11 protein-coding genes are annotated in these 17,591 nt (G+C 69.4%); 4 read left to right on the top strand and 7 right to left on the bottom strand.

All coding sequences use genetic code 11. The features are described 5' to 3' along the window. Positions 1 to 10 precede the first annotated feature (10 nt). The 3 genes from OHS03_RS21635 to OHS03_RS21645 form a co-directional block, all read right to left on the bottom strand. Positions 11 to 1,066 (bottom strand): potassium channel family protein, encoded by a 1,056-nt coding sequence (locus OHS03_RS21635; RefSeq protein WP_328656583.1) that lies wholly within the window; start codon positions 1,064 to 1,066, stop codon positions 11 to 13. A 195-nt stretch (positions 1,067 to 1,261) separates the two neighbouring features. Then, entirely contained in the window at positions 1,262 to 4,882 is a 3,621-nt protein-coding gene (locus OHS03_RS21640) for an ATP-dependent helicase (RefSeq protein WP_328656585.1), read from the bottom strand. Then, a complete protein-coding gene (locus tag OHS03_RS21645) occupies positions 4,879 to 8,709 on the bottom strand; it encodes an ATP-dependent helicase (protein ID WP_328656587.1) in 3,831 nt (1,276 codons plus the stop codon). Before OHS03_RS21645 ends, OHS03_RS21640 begins: the two co-directional genes overlap by 4 nt. 115 nt (positions 8,710 to 8,824) lie before the next feature. On the opposite strand from OHS03_RS21645, the gene OHS03_RS21650 reads away from it, so the two are divergent. The 4 genes from OHS03_RS21650 (at position 8,825) to OHS03_RS21665 (ending at position 12,208) form a co-directional block, all read left to right on the top strand. Beyond that, on the top strand, positions 8,825 to 9,613 hold the full coding sequence (locus tag OHS03_RS21650) for an alpha/beta fold hydrolase (protein WP_328656589.1): 789 nt from the start codon (positions 8,825 to 8,827) through the stop codon (positions 9,611 to 9,613). Positions 9,614 to 9,616: 3 nt separating this feature from the next. Continuing rightward, positions 9,617 to 9,907: an MGMT family protein gene (locus tag OHS03_RS21655; RefSeq protein WP_056812765.1), complete on the top strand. Its 291-nt coding sequence runs from the start codon at positions 9,617 to 9,619 to the stop codon at positions 9,905 to 9,907. A gap of 95 nt (positions 9,908 to 10,002) precedes the next feature. Beyond that, positions 10,003 to 11,745 carry an NTP transferase domain-containing protein gene (locus tag OHS03_RS21660; protein ID WP_328656590.1) on the top strand — a complete coding sequence of 581 codons (1,743 nt, stop codon included), beginning with the start codon at positions 10,003 to 10,005 and terminating at the stop codon, positions 11,743 to 11,745. A gap of 307 nt (positions 11,746 to 12,052) precedes the next feature. Beyond that, positions 12,053 to 12,208, top strand: coding sequence for a hypothetical protein (locus tag OHS03_RS21665; protein ID WP_156677410.1), 156 nt, complete (start codon positions 12,053 to 12,055; stop codon positions 12,206 to 12,208). 50 nt (positions 12,209 to 12,258) lie between these two features. Here the strand turns inward: OHS03_RS21665 and OHS03_RS21670 are convergent, their stop codons facing one another. From OHS03_RS21670 to OHS03_RS21685, 4 genes are read right to left on the bottom strand one after another with little or no spacing between them, the layout of a single operon-like run. Further along, a complete protein-coding gene (locus OHS03_RS21670) occupies positions 12,259 to 14,196 on the bottom strand; it encodes a dipeptide ABC transporter ATP-binding protein (RefSeq protein ID WP_328656592.1) in 1,938 nt (645 codons plus the stop codon). After that, the gene (locus OHS03_RS21675; RefSeq protein WP_328656593.1) at positions 14,193 to 15,059 is read right to left on the bottom strand and encodes an ABC transporter permease; all 867 of its coding nucleotides are present in this window, start codon (positions 15,057 to 15,059) and stop codon (positions 14,193 to 14,195) included. The genes OHS03_RS21670 and OHS03_RS21675 overlap by 4 nt, the downstream gene beginning before the upstream one ends. Then, a complete protein-coding gene (locus OHS03_RS21680) occupies positions 15,056 to 16,015 on the bottom strand; it encodes an ABC transporter permease (RefSeq protein WP_063005571.1) in 960 nt (319 codons plus the stop codon). The genes OHS03_RS21675 and OHS03_RS21680 overlap by 4 nt, the downstream gene beginning before the upstream one ends. Then, complete coding sequence (locus OHS03_RS21685; RefSeq protein WP_056812780.1) at positions 16,012 to 17,589, bottom strand: ABC transporter substrate-binding protein; 1,578 nt, start codon at positions 17,587 to 17,589, stop codon at positions 16,012 to 16,014. The genes OHS03_RS21680 and OHS03_RS21685 overlap by 4 nt, the downstream gene beginning before the upstream one ends. Positions 17,590 to 17,591 lie beyond the last annotated feature (2 nt).

The raw sequence follows: 17,591 nt of genomic DNA on the forward strand, positions 1-17,591 counted from the left end.
GGGCGGGTGACTACTTTCCGGCGCGACGGATGTAGAGCAGTTTGTCGCCCGCGTCGAGGGCGTCGACCTCGGGTTCGCCGACCCGGATCAGTGCCCCGTTGCGCACCACACCGAGCACGATGTCGCTGAGATGGCGCGGCGATCCGCCCACTTCGCCCTCCTCCACCTCGCGTTCGGCGACGGCGAAGCCCTGCTCGGGCGTGAGCAGATCCTCCATCATCTCCACGACCGTGGGTGTGGTGGTGGCGATACCGAGCAGTCGACCCGCGGTCTCCGAGGACACCACCACCGAGTCGGCGCCGGACTGGCGGACCAAGTGGGTGTTCTCCGCTTCACGGATGGCCACGGAGATCTTGGCCGTCTTGTTCAGTTCGCGGGCGGTGAGCGTCACCAGTACGGCGGTGTCGTCGCGATTGGTGGCGACGACGACCGCGGCGGCACGCTGCACGCCGGTCAGCCGCAGGACATCGGATTTGGTCGCCGAACCGTGCACGGTTACCAGACCCGCCGCGGCGGCGGCCTCCAGCGCGATGGGGTCGGTATCGACCACCACGATGTCGGACACCTGGATCCCGTCACCGACCATCGCATCGATCGCCGTGCGGCCCTTGGTGCCGTAGCCGACGACGACGGTGTGATTACGCACGGTGTGCCTCCATCGCTGAATCTTGAATGCCTGCCGCGACCGTTCGGTCAGCACGCCGAGAGTGGTACCGACCAACACGATGAGGAACAGGACGCGCAGTGGGGTGATGACGATGATGTTCACCAGCCGTGCCGTTGGGGTCACCGGGGCGATATCGCCGTAGCCGGTGGTAGACAACGACACCGTGGCGTAGTACATCGCGTCCAGGAACGACAGCTCGTCGCCGGTGTTGTCGCTATAGCCGTCGCGGCCGACATAGACCACTGTCGCAGCGGTGAACAGCAGCGCGATCGCGAACAGCACGCGGCGGGTGAGCGAGACCCACGGGCTGGACTGCGCCGCCGGGATCCGCAACAGACCGACCAGGGCGTAGTCGGGACTGCTGCTCAACCCGACCGGGTTGCGCGTGTCACCGAACATGCCTGCTCCTGTATCTATGGCGGCTGGCGCCGCGTGTTTTCGGCCTGGGAACCTTGATCTTCCCTCCCGCCGGGTACTCCTTCGTCGCACCCTCTGGTCAGTCCAGATCAAGGCGGCCGAAAACCGGCGGCTGCGCCGCCGGGTTGACGGCCCTGTTCGCCTCGAGCTTTCCTCGGCGAGCGCAACACTATCGGCTCAGTGGGCCTCGTGTGGATCGGTGTCGGCGTTTTCCGGTGCGGCGTCGTGGATGAGGCGCGCCAGTTCGGCTGGGCCCGCCAATTGCTCGGGGGCGATGGTGCGACCGGAGCGGATGTAATGGAATGCGGCGCCGACTCGTTGGAGCATCCGGTCCTCGGTCTCGCCGGTGCGGGCGGCCATCAGGCGGGCCCAGGCGAGGCGGTAGACGGCCAGCTGCATGGCGACGGCGGGCTCGTCGGCGGGGCCGGGTTCGGCGCCGGTCTTCCAGTCGACCACGATCCAGCGCCCACCGGGTTCGGCGAACACGGCGTCCATGCGGCCACGGATCACCGTGCCCGCGATGCTGGTTTCGAACGGCACCTCCACGTCGACAGGATTGCGGTGCGCCCACGGTGACCGGCGGAAGGCCGACTGCATGGCGGCGAGTTCCTGATCGGCGCGGCCCATCTCGGTGGTGCTATCGGCGGCGCCGGGTAGCTCGTCGAGGCCGAGCAGCTGTTCGGTGCCGAACCATGACTGCACCCAGGCGTGAAAAGCGGTGCCACGCCTGGCCATCGGGTTCGGGGGGTACGGAAGGGGGCGGCGCAGACGTGCGGCCAGGCGAGTCGGGTCGGCGCGGAGTTCGACCAGGGCGGTGGCAGGGAGTTGGCCCGGAAGTTCCACCTGCTGTTCGGCGAGTTCGGCGGCGGTGAATTCGGCGAGGAGCGCGTCGACGTCGTTGACCCACCCTTCCGGGTCGTCCTCGACGACCTCGGCCGACTCGAGTTGATCACCCGCTGCACGGCTGGAAACCGTTGTGCCGCTGCGCAAGGTGTCGAGAGCCTCGCGAACCAGCGCGGCGCCCTGTTCGATGGGGTCGCGACGGTTGCCGAGTGGGTCACGCGGCCACTGGGCGGTCGGTGGGTTGTCGGCGAAGGGGTTCACGGCGTCCGGTGCGGGCTTGTCGTCCCAGCGGGCGATGGTGGCGACGCCGTAGGCCGCGCTGTCCGGGTTCTCGTTCGCCTCCTTGAGCTCGAGCAGGAACTCCGACGGGCCCTTCTGCGAACTGCCCGTCTCGGGCCAGTAGTAGGCCGAAACAAGGAGCACCCGTTCGGTTCTGGTGAGCGCTACGTAGAACAGGCGACGTTCTTCGTCGAGGCGGCGACTCTTGAGCGCGTCCTTGTGGTGGGCGATCGCGTGTTCGAGTTCGGAGCGGTCCCCCACGGCGCTCAGGTCGAGCACGGGCACGCCTTCGGACGCGTCCGGCTGGGCGCGGTCACCGCGCAGGGTGGTGGGGAGTTCGGTGAGTGCGCCGAGCCAGGTGCTCAACGCGGTCGTCGACGGGAACACCGTGGCACTCACATGCGGCACGGCGACGACTTCCCATTCGAGGCCCTTGGCGGCGTGCACGGTGAGAATCTGCACGCGGTCGCGCGCGACCTCGACTTCGCCGGGCTCCAAACCGTTTTCGACCGATTCGGCCGCGGTGAAGAAGGCGAGCAGGCCGCTCAGCGATGCCCTGGAGTCGGCCGCGTATCCGGCGACCACCTCGGCGAAGGCGTCGAGATGCTCGCGACCCGCACCGCCACCGGCGATAGCGCGCCTGGCCTGGGTCTCGACGCCGACCCCGATGGTGCGTTCGACATCAGCGACGAGTTCGACCAGCGGTTGTCCGCTGCGCTCGCGTAGCGCGGCCAGCTCCTCACTCAAGGCGGCGATCCGCGCGAACCCGGGCTCCGAATACTGTTCCGCCGCACCGGGATCGGCGATGGCATCGGCCAGCCCGGCCTGCTCGGTCGGTTCGGGCGCCACCTCACGCAGCGCCGTCGCCAGCCCGGCGGCATCGGTGATCGCGTTCGCGTCGCCACCGGACACACTGCTGATGGACAACATCCGCGCGCGTCGCGCCAGGGCGGCGAGGTCAGCCACCCCGATCCGCCACCGGGCCCCCGTGAGAATCCGAACCGCCGCGCTCCCGGTCCCCGGTTCGGCGATCAACCGCAGTGTGGCGACGATATCGGCGACCTCCGGGGTCGCCAGCAACCCGCCGAGCCCGACGATCTCTACCGGCAGCCCCTGCTCACGCAGCGCCTCGGCCAGCGGCGCGGCATCGGCATTGCGTCGCACCAGCACCGCCGAGGTGGGCGGCGGCGCTTCGTTCTCCCGTGCGCTCGCCCACTCTCGCGCGATCCGCTCGGCGATCCAGTCGCGCTCCTGCGCAATGGTTTCGGTGAGCCCGAACTCGACTACCCCCGCATGCGATTGCGGCTTGGCCCGCAACGCGTCCACCGTCGCGCCGCCGGCGGCCCGTGCCACCATCCGCAACGGGTCGGCCACCAGATTCGCCAACGCCAACGCCTCGGGCGGATTCCGCCAACTGGTCAGCAGTGGCAGCACCGGTGCGGGAACCCCTGGCGCAGCGGGGAAGTCGGTGGCGAACCGCGGCAGATTGGCCGCCGAAGCGCCACGCCACCCGTAGATGGATTGCATCGGGTCGCCCACCGCCGTCACCGCGAGGGCCTGCGATGGTCCGGGTACGTCACCGACAGAGTCACCACGGAGCGACAGGTTGCCCACGTGTCCAGGTCCGTCGCCGCGCACCTGCGGAGATGCCGGGTCCTGATCGTCCACCCCGAACAAGGTGTCGGCCGCGTGCGCACGAGTCGGCTGCGCGTCACCCCGAATCCGAACCGCTTGCCTCGGCCGATCCTGTCGCACCGCCTCGGCATTGCCGAACAGCGCCGAGAGCAGGACGCGCTGCGCGTGCCCGGTGTCCTGGTATTCGTCGAGCAGGACCAGTTTGAATCGAGCGCGTTCGGCGGCGGCGACTTCCGGGTGGTCGACGGCGAGCTGCGCGGCCAGCGACATCTGGGAGCCGAAATCCAGTGCGCCGCGACGGTTCAGGGCTTCGGCGAGCTGGCCGACCAGCGGCAACAGGGCGACGCGCTCACGCTGCGCGGTCACGACACCGATCAGCGCCTGACTCGGCCCGCCGCGTTGACGTGGACCGGCGGGCAGCGTGTAGACGAGTTTCTCCAGCTCCGCGTGCGCCTCGGCCAATTGCTCCGGCTCCACCAGGTGCTCGGCGAGCTGCCCGGACAGGGCGAGCACCGCCTCGGTCACCGAGACCGGGGTGCGGTCGGTGTCGAGGTCGCCGTCCCAGGACCGCACCACCTCGTGCGCGAGCTGCCACAGCTGGGTCTGGGTGAGCAGGGCCGCCGAGGGCTCCACCGGCAGCAACAGCCCGTGCGCGGTGAGCAACCTGCCCGCGTACGAGTGGTAGGTACTGATCTCCGGCTCGGCCCCGGCGACGATCGTGCGCAGCGCGCCACTGGGGTCGATCTCGCGCAGGAGCGGCGCGCCCGCCAACCGGGCCAGCCGCGTACGGATACGAGAGGTCAACTGCTGGGCGGCTTTTCGGGTGAAGGTCAGCCCGAGCACCTCGTCCGGGGCGACCAACTGGTTGGCCACCATCCACACCACCCGCGCGGCCATCGTCTCGGTCTTGCCGGCGCCCGCGCCCGCGACGACCAACGTGGGCCCTGGTGGCGCGGCGATCACCGCCGCCTGCTCATCGGTCGGTGGTGGCAGGCCGAGCGCGTCGGCCAACCGCTGCGGGGTGACGCGCACGCCGCTCACTCGTCGGTCACCTGCCGTCCGGTGTCCTGCACCGGGCAACTGCCCGCGACCGGGCAGTGTCTGCACCCGTCGTTGCGCACCGCCAGATATCCGGGACCGCGCGTCGCGTCGGCCGCATCGTGAATGGTGGTGCGCCACTGGTCGAGTCCGTCGCTGTCGAGCGCGTTCTGTGTGCGTTCGGCCGCGCCGGTCTTGCGGTTCGGTTTGGCGACATAGACCAGCCGCGCGCCACCGGGATCGACCACCGGGGTCGGCTCCTCGGACTCCTCCTCGTCCAGCGCGCCGTGCGCGGCCGCCACCTGGTAGGTCGCCAGCTGGGCGTGATCGGCCACCGCCTTCTCACTGACCGGCGTCTTGCCCGTCTTCACGTCGACGATGACGAAGCGCCCCTGCGCATCTCGTTCGAGCCGATCGATGCGCCCCCGAATCCGCACGGCCCGTGCGCCTTCCGTGCGCGCGGGCAACACGCAGTCCACCGGTACCTCCACCCCGGCCTGGGTGAGCTCACCGCGCGTGGTGCGGACCCAGGAGAGGAAGGTCTCCAGCATCGTCTCGGTGCGGCGCAGTTCCTGTCGCGAATGCCAGCCGTCGGCCGGGTCGACCGTTTTCCACGCCTGGTCCAGTGCCGCGCGCACCTGCGCCTCGGGGACATCGCCCGCCAGCGCCTGCACGAGCGTGTGCACGAGATTGCCCTTCACGGCGTGCGGGTTGTCGCCGTCGGTACCGCCGTGCCGTTCCAGCGCCCACCGCAGCGGACAGGTGCGCAACAGCTCGACCGTCGACGGTGACAGCCCGATCGGCGAATCGTCGTCGTCCCAGAGTTCGCGCTGCGAGCTGAGTTCGGCGGTGCCGTACCAGTCGCCGGGGTCGGTGCCGGGCACGCCCGCGTCGGCCAGCCGGGCCAGCTGACGTGCCGCCCGATCACGACGTTCGGGGTCGCCCCCGGGATCACACACCACCCCGCGCAATTCGGCGACCAGCGCGTGCATGACCAGCGCGCGTCCGGGATCGGCGACCGGCAGCGCGCCGGGTTCGCCGCTGTCGTCGTCACCGACGAGTTCGGTGAGAAACCGCGACGGCACCAGATCCTGGTCTCCCGCAGCGGATTCGACAGCGGTGACCAGCAGTGACTGCCGAGCCCGACTGCACGCCACGAGCAACAGCCTGCGTTCCTCGGCCAGGATCGGTGCGGCCCGGCTCACGGTCGCACTCGGATCGACTCCGCCGACCAGGTCGACGAGATCCTCGGTGTGGAGCAACGTGCCCCGCGAGCGCGGGTTCGGCCAGATGCCCTCCTGCACGGCGGCCACCGCCACCACGTCCCATTCCCGGCCCGCGGCAGCGTGCGCGCTGAGCAGGGTCACCGCCTCGCCTTCCGCGGTCAGCGGCCTACCCTGCTGTGGAAGTTGCTGGTGCAGAAGGTATTCGACGAACCCGTCGATGCTCGCCTTCGGCAGCCGGTCGACGTAAGCGGCTGCGGCATCGAACAATTCGACGGCGGCATCGAGATCACGATCGGCCTGCATGCCCGAGGCCCCGCCGCGCCGTGACTGCCGGAACCAACGCCGCTCCAGCCGGGAATTCGTCCACAGCGTCCACAGCACGTCTTCGAGACCCTGTCCTCTGGCCTGCGTCTCCTTGGCCTTCGCCACCGCACGCAACACCCGACGCAGCGGCGCGGCTTCGACTTCGGTGAGCCCGTCGAGCAACCGCTGTTCGCCGACGCCGACGATCAGGTCGCGCAGGACCTCGGCGGAGGATTGGTCGATCAGCGCCACCGCGGGCGCTTCGGGGCGTACGACTTCCACGACGGTGTTCGCGGCAGGCGGGTTCTCGACATCGAGGAGGTCGATATCATCGGGTAGTCGCTCGGCGATATCCCAGTCCGGTTCGGGTTCCGGGCGCAGCGGGTCGTCCGGGTCCGGTGGCGGGAGCCATTCGTCGTCGACCGGATCCGGTTCGGGCTCCGGCATTTCCGGCGCGGGCGCGGCCTCCTCCCAGAGCAGGAACTGGTCGGCGCCGTCGACGAAGGGCTCGGCGAGCGCACCCGTGCGTTCCAGGTCGAGCACGCTGCGTCGCACACCCCGGCGCAGTCGGCGCAGCGCGATCTGGTCGGCCCCGCCGAGCGGCCCGGACAGCAGATCCATCGCATCGTCGGGCGAGAACATCGCGTCGATCGCCCGCCGCGAGCCCGGCCGCGACGGATCCCCCGCCAACAGCACCCGCAGCGCGAGCACCATCCACGCCGCTCCACGCCGCCGCGCCAACGGCTCGGCCACCGCGGGCCTGCGCACCGGCACCCCCGCCGCCAGCAATGCCCGCCGCAACGGCGCCAGCGACAACGGCACCGAGCGCACGATCACGGCCATTGCCGACCACGGCACCCCATCGGTGAGGTGCGCGCGGCGGAGGTGATCAGCGATCAGCGCCGCTTCCTTGGCCGGCGTCGACAGCACCCGCACCCGCACACTCGACTCGTCGACGGGATGCGAATCCTCCGGGGCCGCCCACTCGTCATCGGGCGGCGGCTCGTCATCGGGCGGCAGATGCCCCGGCCAGACGTCCGGTTCATCGGGCATGTCCTCGAATGCCGCCGAATCGGGGCGCGCGGATTCCGCGCTGACGTCGCGGTCTACTGTCGCGGCCCGCTGCCGGCCTGGTCCCTCGGGTAGGTCGGCGTGCGCGAACAGATCGACGTCCTCGAGTCCATGCTCCTGACCTGCTACGGGCTCGGGTGGTTCGTTTTCCTGCCCCGGCAGCACCCGGTGCCGGGCACTGCCCGGCAACCTCGCCGCGATGCGCGCGTTCGCCAATCGAATCGGCGCACCACTGCGATGGTTGTGCCGCAAGATGATTCGACGCGACGCGGCGGTGTCGAGGTCGGTGAGGAAGTGCGAATCCGCGCCGCGGAAGGTGAAGACCGCCTGGTCCGGGTCGCCGGTGACGACGGTGCTCGCGCTGCCGCTGCCGATGGCGCGCACGAGCGTCGCGGCCTGCGGGTCGAGGTGCTGCGCGTCGTCGACGAGCAGGTAGCGAATCCGATCTCGTTCGGCGGCAAGCAGATTCCGGTCACCGGCCAGGGCGTCGAGCGCCGCACCGACCAGTTCCGCGGCGTCGAGGGCGGGCGCGGTGGCCTCCGGCGCGGCGACACCGACCGACCAGCGCAGCATCGACGCCTGTTCGTAGCGCTGGAAGAACCGCCCGGCCGCCACCCACGCGTCGTTGTCGTGTTCACGACCGAGGGCCATCAGGTCCTCCGGCCCGAGTCCGCGCTCGGTGGCGCGCAACATCAGATCGCGCAGTTGCTCGGCGAACCCACCCAGTGCGAGCGCGGGCTGCAGGCGCGGCGGCCACAACCCCCCGGCCCCGGCTTCGATGTCGGCGAGATCGCCGCGCAGCATCTCCCGGAGCACCGCGTCCTGTTCGGCACCGGTGAGCAGTCGCGGCGGCGGATTGCCGTGCAGCTCCGCATGCCGACGCAGTACCGAGAACGCGTAGGAGTGCAGCGTGCGCACCATCGGTTCCCGGCTGGCGCCCGGAATGCCACCCGCGGCAGGCCCCAGCTGATGGGTGATCGCATCGCGCAACGCGGCCGCGGCGTGCTTGGTATGGGTGAGGACGAGCACCGAGGCCGGGTCGGCGCCGTCGACGATCCGCGCGGTCACCAGGTCGATCAGCAGCGAGGTCTTACCCGTCCCCGGCCCGCCCATCACCTGCCACGGCCGCCACCCCGGACGTGGCGGCGCGGGCTGGGCCTGCTCGGTGAACAGCGCGCGAACGGACGCACCCCAGGCCCGCGGCCGGGGCGCCCGCGTTGTCCGGCGCACGAGTCGCACCGAGCTATCCGATCGCACCACATCGGCTATTGCAACAGACCAGTCCGACACTCCGGCGTACCCCTACCGGAGGGACACGCTGCGAGACTGTGCGCGACCGGCCAGAATGGGTGTCGTGTCGTCGCTTCATGTGCACCGATTCGGCCCCGCCGACGGTCCCGTCGTCCTCGCCCTGCACGGTCTCACCGGCCACGGCAACCGGTGGGAAACCCTGGCCGCCGAGCACCTGCCCGAGGCCAGGATCGTCGCCCCCGACCTGCGTGGACACGGCCGCTCCACCTCGCTGCCGCCGTGGGATTTCGAAACGATCGTCGCCGATCTCGCGGAGCTGCTTCGTGCCGAGACCGACGGACCCGTCGTCGTGGTCGGCCACTCGTTCGGCGGCGCTACCGGCATCCATCTGGCCCGGCAGCACCCCGACCTCGTGCGCGCGCTGGTCCTGCTCGATCCCGCCATCGGCATCGACGCGAAACTGATCGAGCAGATCGCCCTGGCCAATCTCGCCTCCCCGGATTACACCGATCTCGCCGAAGCCCGCTCCGACAAGCAGGTCAGCGCGTGGGGACCCGACGAAGTCGATCCCGAGACCCTGGAACGGGAGTTGGCCGAGCACCTCGTGCCGACCGAGGGTGGCCGCGTGGGTTGGCGCATTTTCCAGCCCGCGATCACCTCGTACTGGGGTCAGCTGGCGCGAGGGTTCGTGCTGCCGCCCGCCGACCTGCCGACGGTGCTGGTCCGCGCCGGCAAGGTGCAGCCGCCCTATGTCACCGAGGAGTTCCTGGCCGCCCTCACCGCCCACCTCGACGACTTCACCGCCGAGGTCTGGGACTGCGACCACATGGTCGCCCAGGCCCGCCCCGCCGACACCGCCGCGCTGATCGCCGAGGTCCTGTAGCCCGTGGCTGTCACGACGGAGGAGCAGGTGGAGAAGGTCCGTGAACTCGTCGCCGCCATCCCACCGGGTCGCGTCTCGACCTACGGCGATATCGCCGCCGCGGCCGGGCTGTCCTCGGCTCGCACCGTCGGCTGGATCATGCGCACCGACTCCGCGGATCTGCCGTGGCACCGTGTCATCGGCGCCAGCGGCCGTCCCGCCGCGCACCTGGCCACCCGCCAGCTGCGGCTGCTCACCGAAGAAGGTGTTCCGGTCGTCGACGGTCGTGTCGTTCTGCGCACCGCGCGACTCTGAGCGACCGCCACCCTCGAGCACGCGGGCAGCTCGAGCACCGGCAGCACGCCTACTAGCATGACTTTCGTGCCGTTTACCCGATTCAGGATCAGCCGATGACCGCCGTCGATGCCATCGTGCTCGCGGGTGGACGCGCCAGTCGGATGGGTGGGGTCGACAAACCGGCGATCGTGATCGGTGGGCGATCGATGCTCGACGCCGCGCTGGATTCGGTGCGCGACTGCGCCGAGGTGGTGGTGGTCGGCCCGTACCGCCCCGCACTCGATGCGCGGTTCCGGCAGGTTCGTGAGGTGCCGCCGGGTTCCGGGCCCGTCGCGGCGATCGGCACCGGCCTGAGCGCACTCGACACCACGGCCCCGTGGATTGTCGTGCTGGCCGCCGACATGCCGTTCCTCACCGATGCCACCGTCCACGAATTGCTGCGCAGGGCAACCGATTCCACCGCTGATGCCGTTTTCGCGATCGACGCCTCCGGTCGCCCGCAATACCTCGTCGGCGTCTGGCGGCGCAGCGCGCTGGTGGCGGCGGTGGCGGGACTGGGTTCACTGGTGAACCAGCCGATGAAGGCCATCGTGCCCGCCGAGACCGTCTTGGTCGAGCTCCCCGATATCGCCGACTGCGATACCGAGGAAGAGGTCCGCCGCGCCCGTGAATCCTTGGCCACCGACCGCGCGTCGGCCCGCCTCGACCTCACCGAAGCGCGCGAACGCCTCGGCACCGGCCTGACTCCCCTGGTCGCCTACGAGGCCGCGCTGAGCGAAGTCCCCGGTGCCGCACTGGCGGCAGCACTCACCGCGGCGGGCCCACTGCCCCGCTTCGACGTCTCCGCCATGGATGGCTACGCCGTCTGCGGCGACGGTCCGTGGCAGTTGCGGCGCGACGTCGGCTTCGCGGGCGGCGCGCGGCCGGAGGGCCTGCGCTCGGGCGAGGCGGTACGCATCGCCACCGGCGCCCACGTTCCGGACGGCACCACCTCGGTAGTGCGCGACGAATTCGCCACCATCACCGGCGACGAGCTGGCCCGACTCCCCGACACCCCGTTTCGCGGCGATGTCCGAAAGAGCGGCGAGGACAGGAAGATCGGCGATCTCGTCGCCCCGGCGGGCACTCGGATCACCGCCGCCCTCCGTTCGGCCGCGGCCTCGGTCGAGGTCATCACGGGCACCGTCCGTGGACCCGTTCGCGCGCGAATTGTCATGACCGGCGACGAAATTCGCAGCACCGGCCCGCTTCAGTCCGGCCAGACCCGTGACTCGATCGGGCCTGTCCTGCCAGATCTCCTCGCGGGCTGCGGTATTCGCGTCGTCGACCGCGTCCACCTGCGCGACACCGCGCACGGATTCGACGACATGCTCACCGACACCTCCGATTTCGACCTGCTCGTCGTAGTCGGCGCCACCGGCGGCGGCGCGGCCGACCAACTCCGTACCGCCATCGCCCGAGCCGAAGCCCGCGTCCTGGTCCCCCGACTCGCCCTGCGCCCAGGCGGTTCCACCGTTGTCGCCGAACTCCCCACGGGCCCTACGGTTCTCGGCCTCCCCGGCAACCCCTTCGCCGCCATCGCCGTCCTCCTCTCCCTCACCCCCGCGATCGTCGCCGCCCGCACCGGCGCCCCCCTCCCCCGAAAGATCCTGGGCCCACTCCACAACGCCGCCGAGATCACCGCCCCGGTCCAACGCATCACCCCCGCCCGCTACGCCCCCGAAGGCGGCTGGCTCGGCGACCCGGTGGTCCGCACCGCCCACCTGGCCGGCCTGATAGACCGCGACGGCTTGGTCATCGTTCCCCCGAACGCCACCGACGGAGCAACCGTCGAATTCATCCCCCTCCCTTCCTGACCGAGTTATCGACAATGATCGAGATCGAATCCCCCGTTCTCGCCGCAATTCTCGCAATGTCACAGAATGGCGAAGCCGGGAATAGGTGGTCCACTGGGTCCGTTCCGGTAATGGGGAATGGATCAAGGACTGACACGCCGAATTTTCCAAGGTCAGAAACCTATTTTCCGCGCAGGTCTACCCTCACGCCGTAATGGTGCTTATTGTTGGTCGAGTCAGGCGTGGGACGCCCCGCACGCGAGGTGGATTGCGTCGGACAGTGCGTTGAAGGCTTAATCACTTATCCCTCGGAAAGGACCGTGTGGAGATGGCTGACAAGTCTAAAAAAGCACCGAAGAAGATGCCCAAGCAGATGCCGCGCCAGCAGCAGGAGCAGCGGCAGGAGCAGGGGCAGGACTCGCAAGGTATGACGCGAGCAGGCCAGGACGATCGGCGTGAGCAGCGCCGCCCCGGCCATCACTGATATACGTGTGTCGACGAGCCGCCGGTATCGCTACCGGCGGCTCGTCCACGTCATGCCCCGATGCGCACTGGCGCGCCTGCCGCGGATCCGCCCAGCCCACGCCGAGCCGTGGCCGGATCGGGGACGGGCACCGCGTCGACCAGGCGGCGGGTGTACTCCTGAGCCGGTGCGGCGAATACCGCGCGCACCTCGCCGGTTTCGACGATCCGGCCCTGCCGCAGCACCACTACCCGGTCGGCGACCTGGTGCACCACGGCCAGATCGTGACTGATGAACAGGCTGGCGAAGCCGTATTCGGCGCGTAGGTCGGCGAAGAGGTCGAGCACCTGCGCCTGCACCGATACGTCCAGCGCGCTGGTCGGCTCGTCGGCTACCAGCAGTCGCGGCGCCAAGGCCAGCGCGCGCGCCAACGCCACTCGCTGACGCTGCCCGCCGGACAACTCCCCGGGCCTGCGCTGCGCGTAATCCTTCGGCAGCCGAACCGATTCGAGCAAGTTCGCGACCTTGGCTCGCAGCAGCGTGCCCGACGCTGCCCGATGCACCTGCAAGGGCTCGCCGATCGAGTCGGCGACGGTGCGCCGTGGATCGAGTGAGGCACTCACATCCTGATGCACCAGCGCGACGTGCTTGCGCAGTCCGCGCAGTTCGCGGCGCGACAATCCAGCCAGCACGACACCTTGTAGCTCGACGCGTCCCGAGGTGGCGGGAACGAGCCCGAGCGCGGTGCGCCCCAGCGTGCTCTTGCCCGACCCGGATTCACCGACGAGCCCGAGAACTTCACGTGGACCGAGTGTGAGCGAAACATCCTGCAGTGCCGGGAAAGGCGCAGCGCCGTGGCGGCCCGGGTAGACGACCGAGAGATCGTCGATCCGCAGCACGTCGCGGTATTCGGATTCGCCTCGCCCCCCGCCCTTTTCGGCGACAACAGCGGGCCCACGCACCACTACCCGGCGCAGAATCCGGCGAACGCTCCGGTCCGAGGGTTCCGCCGGGACGTCATCCGAATCGTCGATGAGGTCCGCCGACTCGTCGTCGCCGCCGTCGGACGCGTCGACCTCACCGGCTTCGTCCTCGTGCCGCACCGTCGTCGGGTCGTCATCCGTTGCCTCAGTGGCGAGCGCGTCCTCGGCACCACCCGGGCTGACGGCATCCACTTCGGCGACAGGTGCAGGCTCTTCGCCCCGCGACGACACCGCGGGCAATCGCGGCACCGCGGCCAGCAACGTCCGGGTGTATTCCTCGCCCGGTTCGGCGAACAACCCGAACACCGTCTGCTCCTCGACCACCCGCCCCTCGCGCATCACCACGACCCGGTCGGCGATCTCCGCGACCACGCCGAGGTTGTGGGTGATGAACAGGATCGCCGTGCCGCGCTGGCGTTGCAGGGAGCGCAGTAGATCGAGGATCTCGGCCTGCACGGTGACATCGAGCGCGGTGGTCGGCTCGTCGGCGATGAGCAGTTCGGGCTCGCCGGACAGGGCGAGTGCGATCACCACGCGCTGCTTCTGTCCGCCGGAGAGTTGATGCGGGTACCAGTCGAGGCGCTTGTCCGGTTCCGGAATATCCACCGCCGTCAGCAGATCTATCGCGCGGGTTCGAGCGAGGGCCTTGTCGGTCACGCCGTGCGCACGCAGCGCCTGCGCGATCTGGGTGCCGATCTTCTGCACCGGATTCAGCGCGGTCTGCGGCTCCTGAAAGACCATGGCGGCCTTGGTACCGCGCAGATCCCGCAACGCGGATTCGGCGGCACCGACGACCTGCGTGCCCCCGAGCCGGATCGACCCGCCTGCCCGCGCGGTCTCCGGCAGCAGCCCGAGCACCGATCGCGCGGTGAGCGATTTCCCCGAGCCGGACTCACCGACCAGGGCGACGACTTCACCCCGGCCCACCCGCAAGCTCACCCCATCGACGACGATCTTGTCCCCGAAACCCACCGTCAACTCGTCGATCTCGAGCACGGGGTCGAGCGGATCAGATGGTGCGCTCATGCCAATCTCCTTGCCCGGCCCAGTGCTTGGGCGATCAACAGGAATCCCAGGGTCAACGCGGCCACCACGACCAACGGTCCGATCGCGATCCACGGATTCGCGTCCAGGTTGGCGATCGAGGCAGCGATCAGCGATCCCAGCGAGGGCTGCGGCGGCAGTACGCCGATGCCGATGAAACTCATCGCGCCCTCGATGAACACCGCCACCGACAGCGACAGCGCGAACTGCACGCCGAGCGGCTCGATCACATTGGGCAGCACATGCTTGCGCAAGGTCCACCAGGTGTCGGCGCCGATCACCTCCGAGGCTTCGACGAACGGCTGTTCGCGCACGGCCAGTACCGCCGTGCGGATCTGGCGACCGAAGATCGGGATCTCGGCGGCGACGATCACGATGACCACCGCGTGCCAGCCGGGCCCGGTGATCGCGGCGAGCGTGATGCCCAAGATCAGGGTGGGGAAGGCCAGAATCAGGTCGAACACCCGCTGGACGGTCACGTCCGCGACGGGGTGGACGGTGGCGGCCAGCCCGATCAGCGCACCGATCACGGCGCCGATCGGCACCGCGAGCAGCGCGATCAGCAGGTCGATTCGGATACCGGCCAGTACTCGCGCGGCCACATCACGGTTGAGATGGTCGGTGCCGAGCCAGTGTTGCGCGCTCGGCCCAAGCAGGTTCGCGCCGGGGATCTGGGTGAGCGGATCGTAGGAGCTGAGCAGGCCGGCGAACACCCCGGCCAGCGCCACCAGGACGACCAGCAGCACCCCGGCCAGTCCCTGTCCACGGCGCAGCGCCCACAGCGGACCTTCGCGGCGCGGTGAATCATTCGCTGTGACACCAGGTTTCTCGGATGTCGTCGTCATGACCGTCCTCCGATCCGAATCCGCGGGTCCAGCCACGCGTGCGCGACATCGGTGATCAGCTGGATCACCACGAACACCGCCACCGACAGCAGCAACAGCACCTGCACGAGCGGATAGTCGCGACGACTGATGCCCTGTTCGATGAGCTGCCCGATCCCCGGCCACACGAAGGCCGCCTCGACCAGCACCGCGCCACCGAGCAATTGCCCGGTCTGGATGCCGAGCACGGTGAGCATGGTCGGCAGCGCGTTGCGCAGGGCGCCACGGGTGACGATCTCGCGATAGCCGACACCGAGGGAACGTGCCGTCAGCACATACTGTTTCGCGAGTTCGGTGCGCAGCGCTTCGGTGAGGAACCGGGTCAGCGCCGCCGACACCGGCAGTGCGAGGCAGATCGCGGGCAGCAGCAGATACTGCACCGCGATATCGGGTCGCGCGATGAATCCGTCCGGCGGCACCCCGCCGGCGGGCAGCACCGGAATCGCGACGGCGAACACCAGCACCAGCAACGGGCCGACCACGAAGGTCGGCAACGCGACCGCGGCCGTATTCGCCGCGGCGACAACCGTATTCAACCAGCGGCTCGGCCACAGCACCGACGCCACCGACACGATCAGACTCACCAGCACCGCCAGCAGCAGCGCGGTCACGGTGAGCACCAGCGTATTGGTGAGCCCACGGCCGACCAGGTCGGTGATCTCACCGCCGATGATGTAGGAGCGACCGAGGTCGAGGGTGAACACCTCGCCCAGCCACTGCAGGTACTGCACCGGGATCGACCGGTCGAGGCCGAGCTGATGACGGATCACCTCGATGGTCTGCGGTGTCGCGTCGTTGCCGGCCAGGATGGTGGCCGGGTCGCCGGGGACGAGCCGCAGCAGCAGGAAGATCAGCACCGAGGCCCCGAACAGCACCAGCAGCGCCGACGGAAGGCGGTGCAGCAGGTAGCGCGTCATGACAGGAAGGTGTCGGTGAGAACCGGTTCGCGTCGCTTGGTCCAGGCGAAACCGTGCACCTTGTTGACGGTGGAGTACTGCTGGAAGCGCACGCCGATCTCGATCAGGAACAGTCCTTCCAGCAGCTGATCGGTGACGGCCTGGTAGGCGCGCACCGCATCGGGCCCGGTGCCCTGCGCCAGCTGCCATGCCGTGTCGGCGGCCGCGGTGTAGGCGGGTGATTCGTAGCGCGAGGCATTGCGGCGGGCGTTGAAGGGGTAGGCGCTCACCGTGAGCGTCGACGGGACGAACTGCGCCCACGAATGGTCGGTGACCCACAGGCCACGGAATTGCTGGCCGGTGAGCTGTTTGACGAAGGTGGCGGCGTCGACCGGGTCGAGGTCGACCTCGATGCCCACGTCGGCGAGGTTGGCCTGCACGATCTGGGCGACCTCGCCGTACCCGGGGGCGAAGGTCAGCGGCAGCTTCGGCGGCTTGGCCGCCTGGCCGAGGAGTTGCTTGGCCTTGTCGATGTCACGCTTGTACTTGGCGTTGCGGGATTCGTCGAAGGCGGGCGAGTTCTTGGGCCACGGCACGTTCAGCGGATATCCCGCGCCCCGGAACACCTCGTTGATGATGCGTTCGCGGTCGAGCGAGAAGGCGATGGCCTGGCGGACTCGGACATCGGCCAGCGACGGCTCGGTCACATTGACGCCGACATAGGCTTGCAGCTCGGCGCCCTCGAGATCGTGCACCGTGAATCCGCCGCTCTTGCCGAGGTTTTCGGCATCGCGGTAGCCGAGTTCGCGCGCCGCGGCGATCTGACCGGACTTCAACGCGTTGAGCAGCGCGTTCGGGTCGGGGATGATCGAGACCTCGACCCGGTCGAGGTACGGGCGCTCTGGCACCCAGTAGTTCGGGTTCTTCTCGAAGATCAACTGCGAGTTCGGCACGCGCTGTACGTATTTGAAGGGGCCGGTGCCGATATAGGTGTCGCCGGTGCCGAGCTTGTCGGCGGTTTCGCTGTCCAGGATCGGCACGGTGTCGAGCAGGTCGTAGATGTTGCTCAGTGGGTGGGCGAGCTGCAACACGATCCGCGTCGGCGAGACGATGTCGAACCCGGTGACGGCCGCCGCCGAGCTACGCAGCTGCGCTGACCATTTGGCGTCGGCGTAGGTGCGCAGCGAGAACTCCACGTCCTTGGCGGTGAAGGGGCGCCCGCTGTGGAACTTCACGTCGTCGCGCAGGTCCAGGCTCAGCGAACGACCGTCGGCGGCGAGCTGCCACGACTTGGCCAGCAACGGCTGCGGTTCCAGGGTGTCGTTCGGATAGCGGATCAGCGATTCGTAGACCAGGCCGATCACGACCGGGGTCGCCGCGGTGTTGGTGAGCAGGTTCGCGGGCACCAGGTCCTCACGGATACCGACCTTCAGGGTGCCGCCGCGCACCGGCGTCGCGTCGTCCCCGCCCGCCTTCTGTTCCGAGACCGCCGAGGTGCAGGCCGCCAGTGCGGCGCCGCCGAAGATGGCCGCGGCGGCGATGCCGCTGGTGCGCAAGAAATTTCGGCGGCCGAAGCCACTCGCCGTTGAACTCATCG

The sequence above is a fragment of the Nocardia salmonicida genome, assembly GCF_036142455.1.
Classification (GTDB): Bacteria; Actinomycetota; Actinomycetes; order Mycobacteriales; family Mycobacteriaceae; genus Nocardia; species Nocardia salmonicida.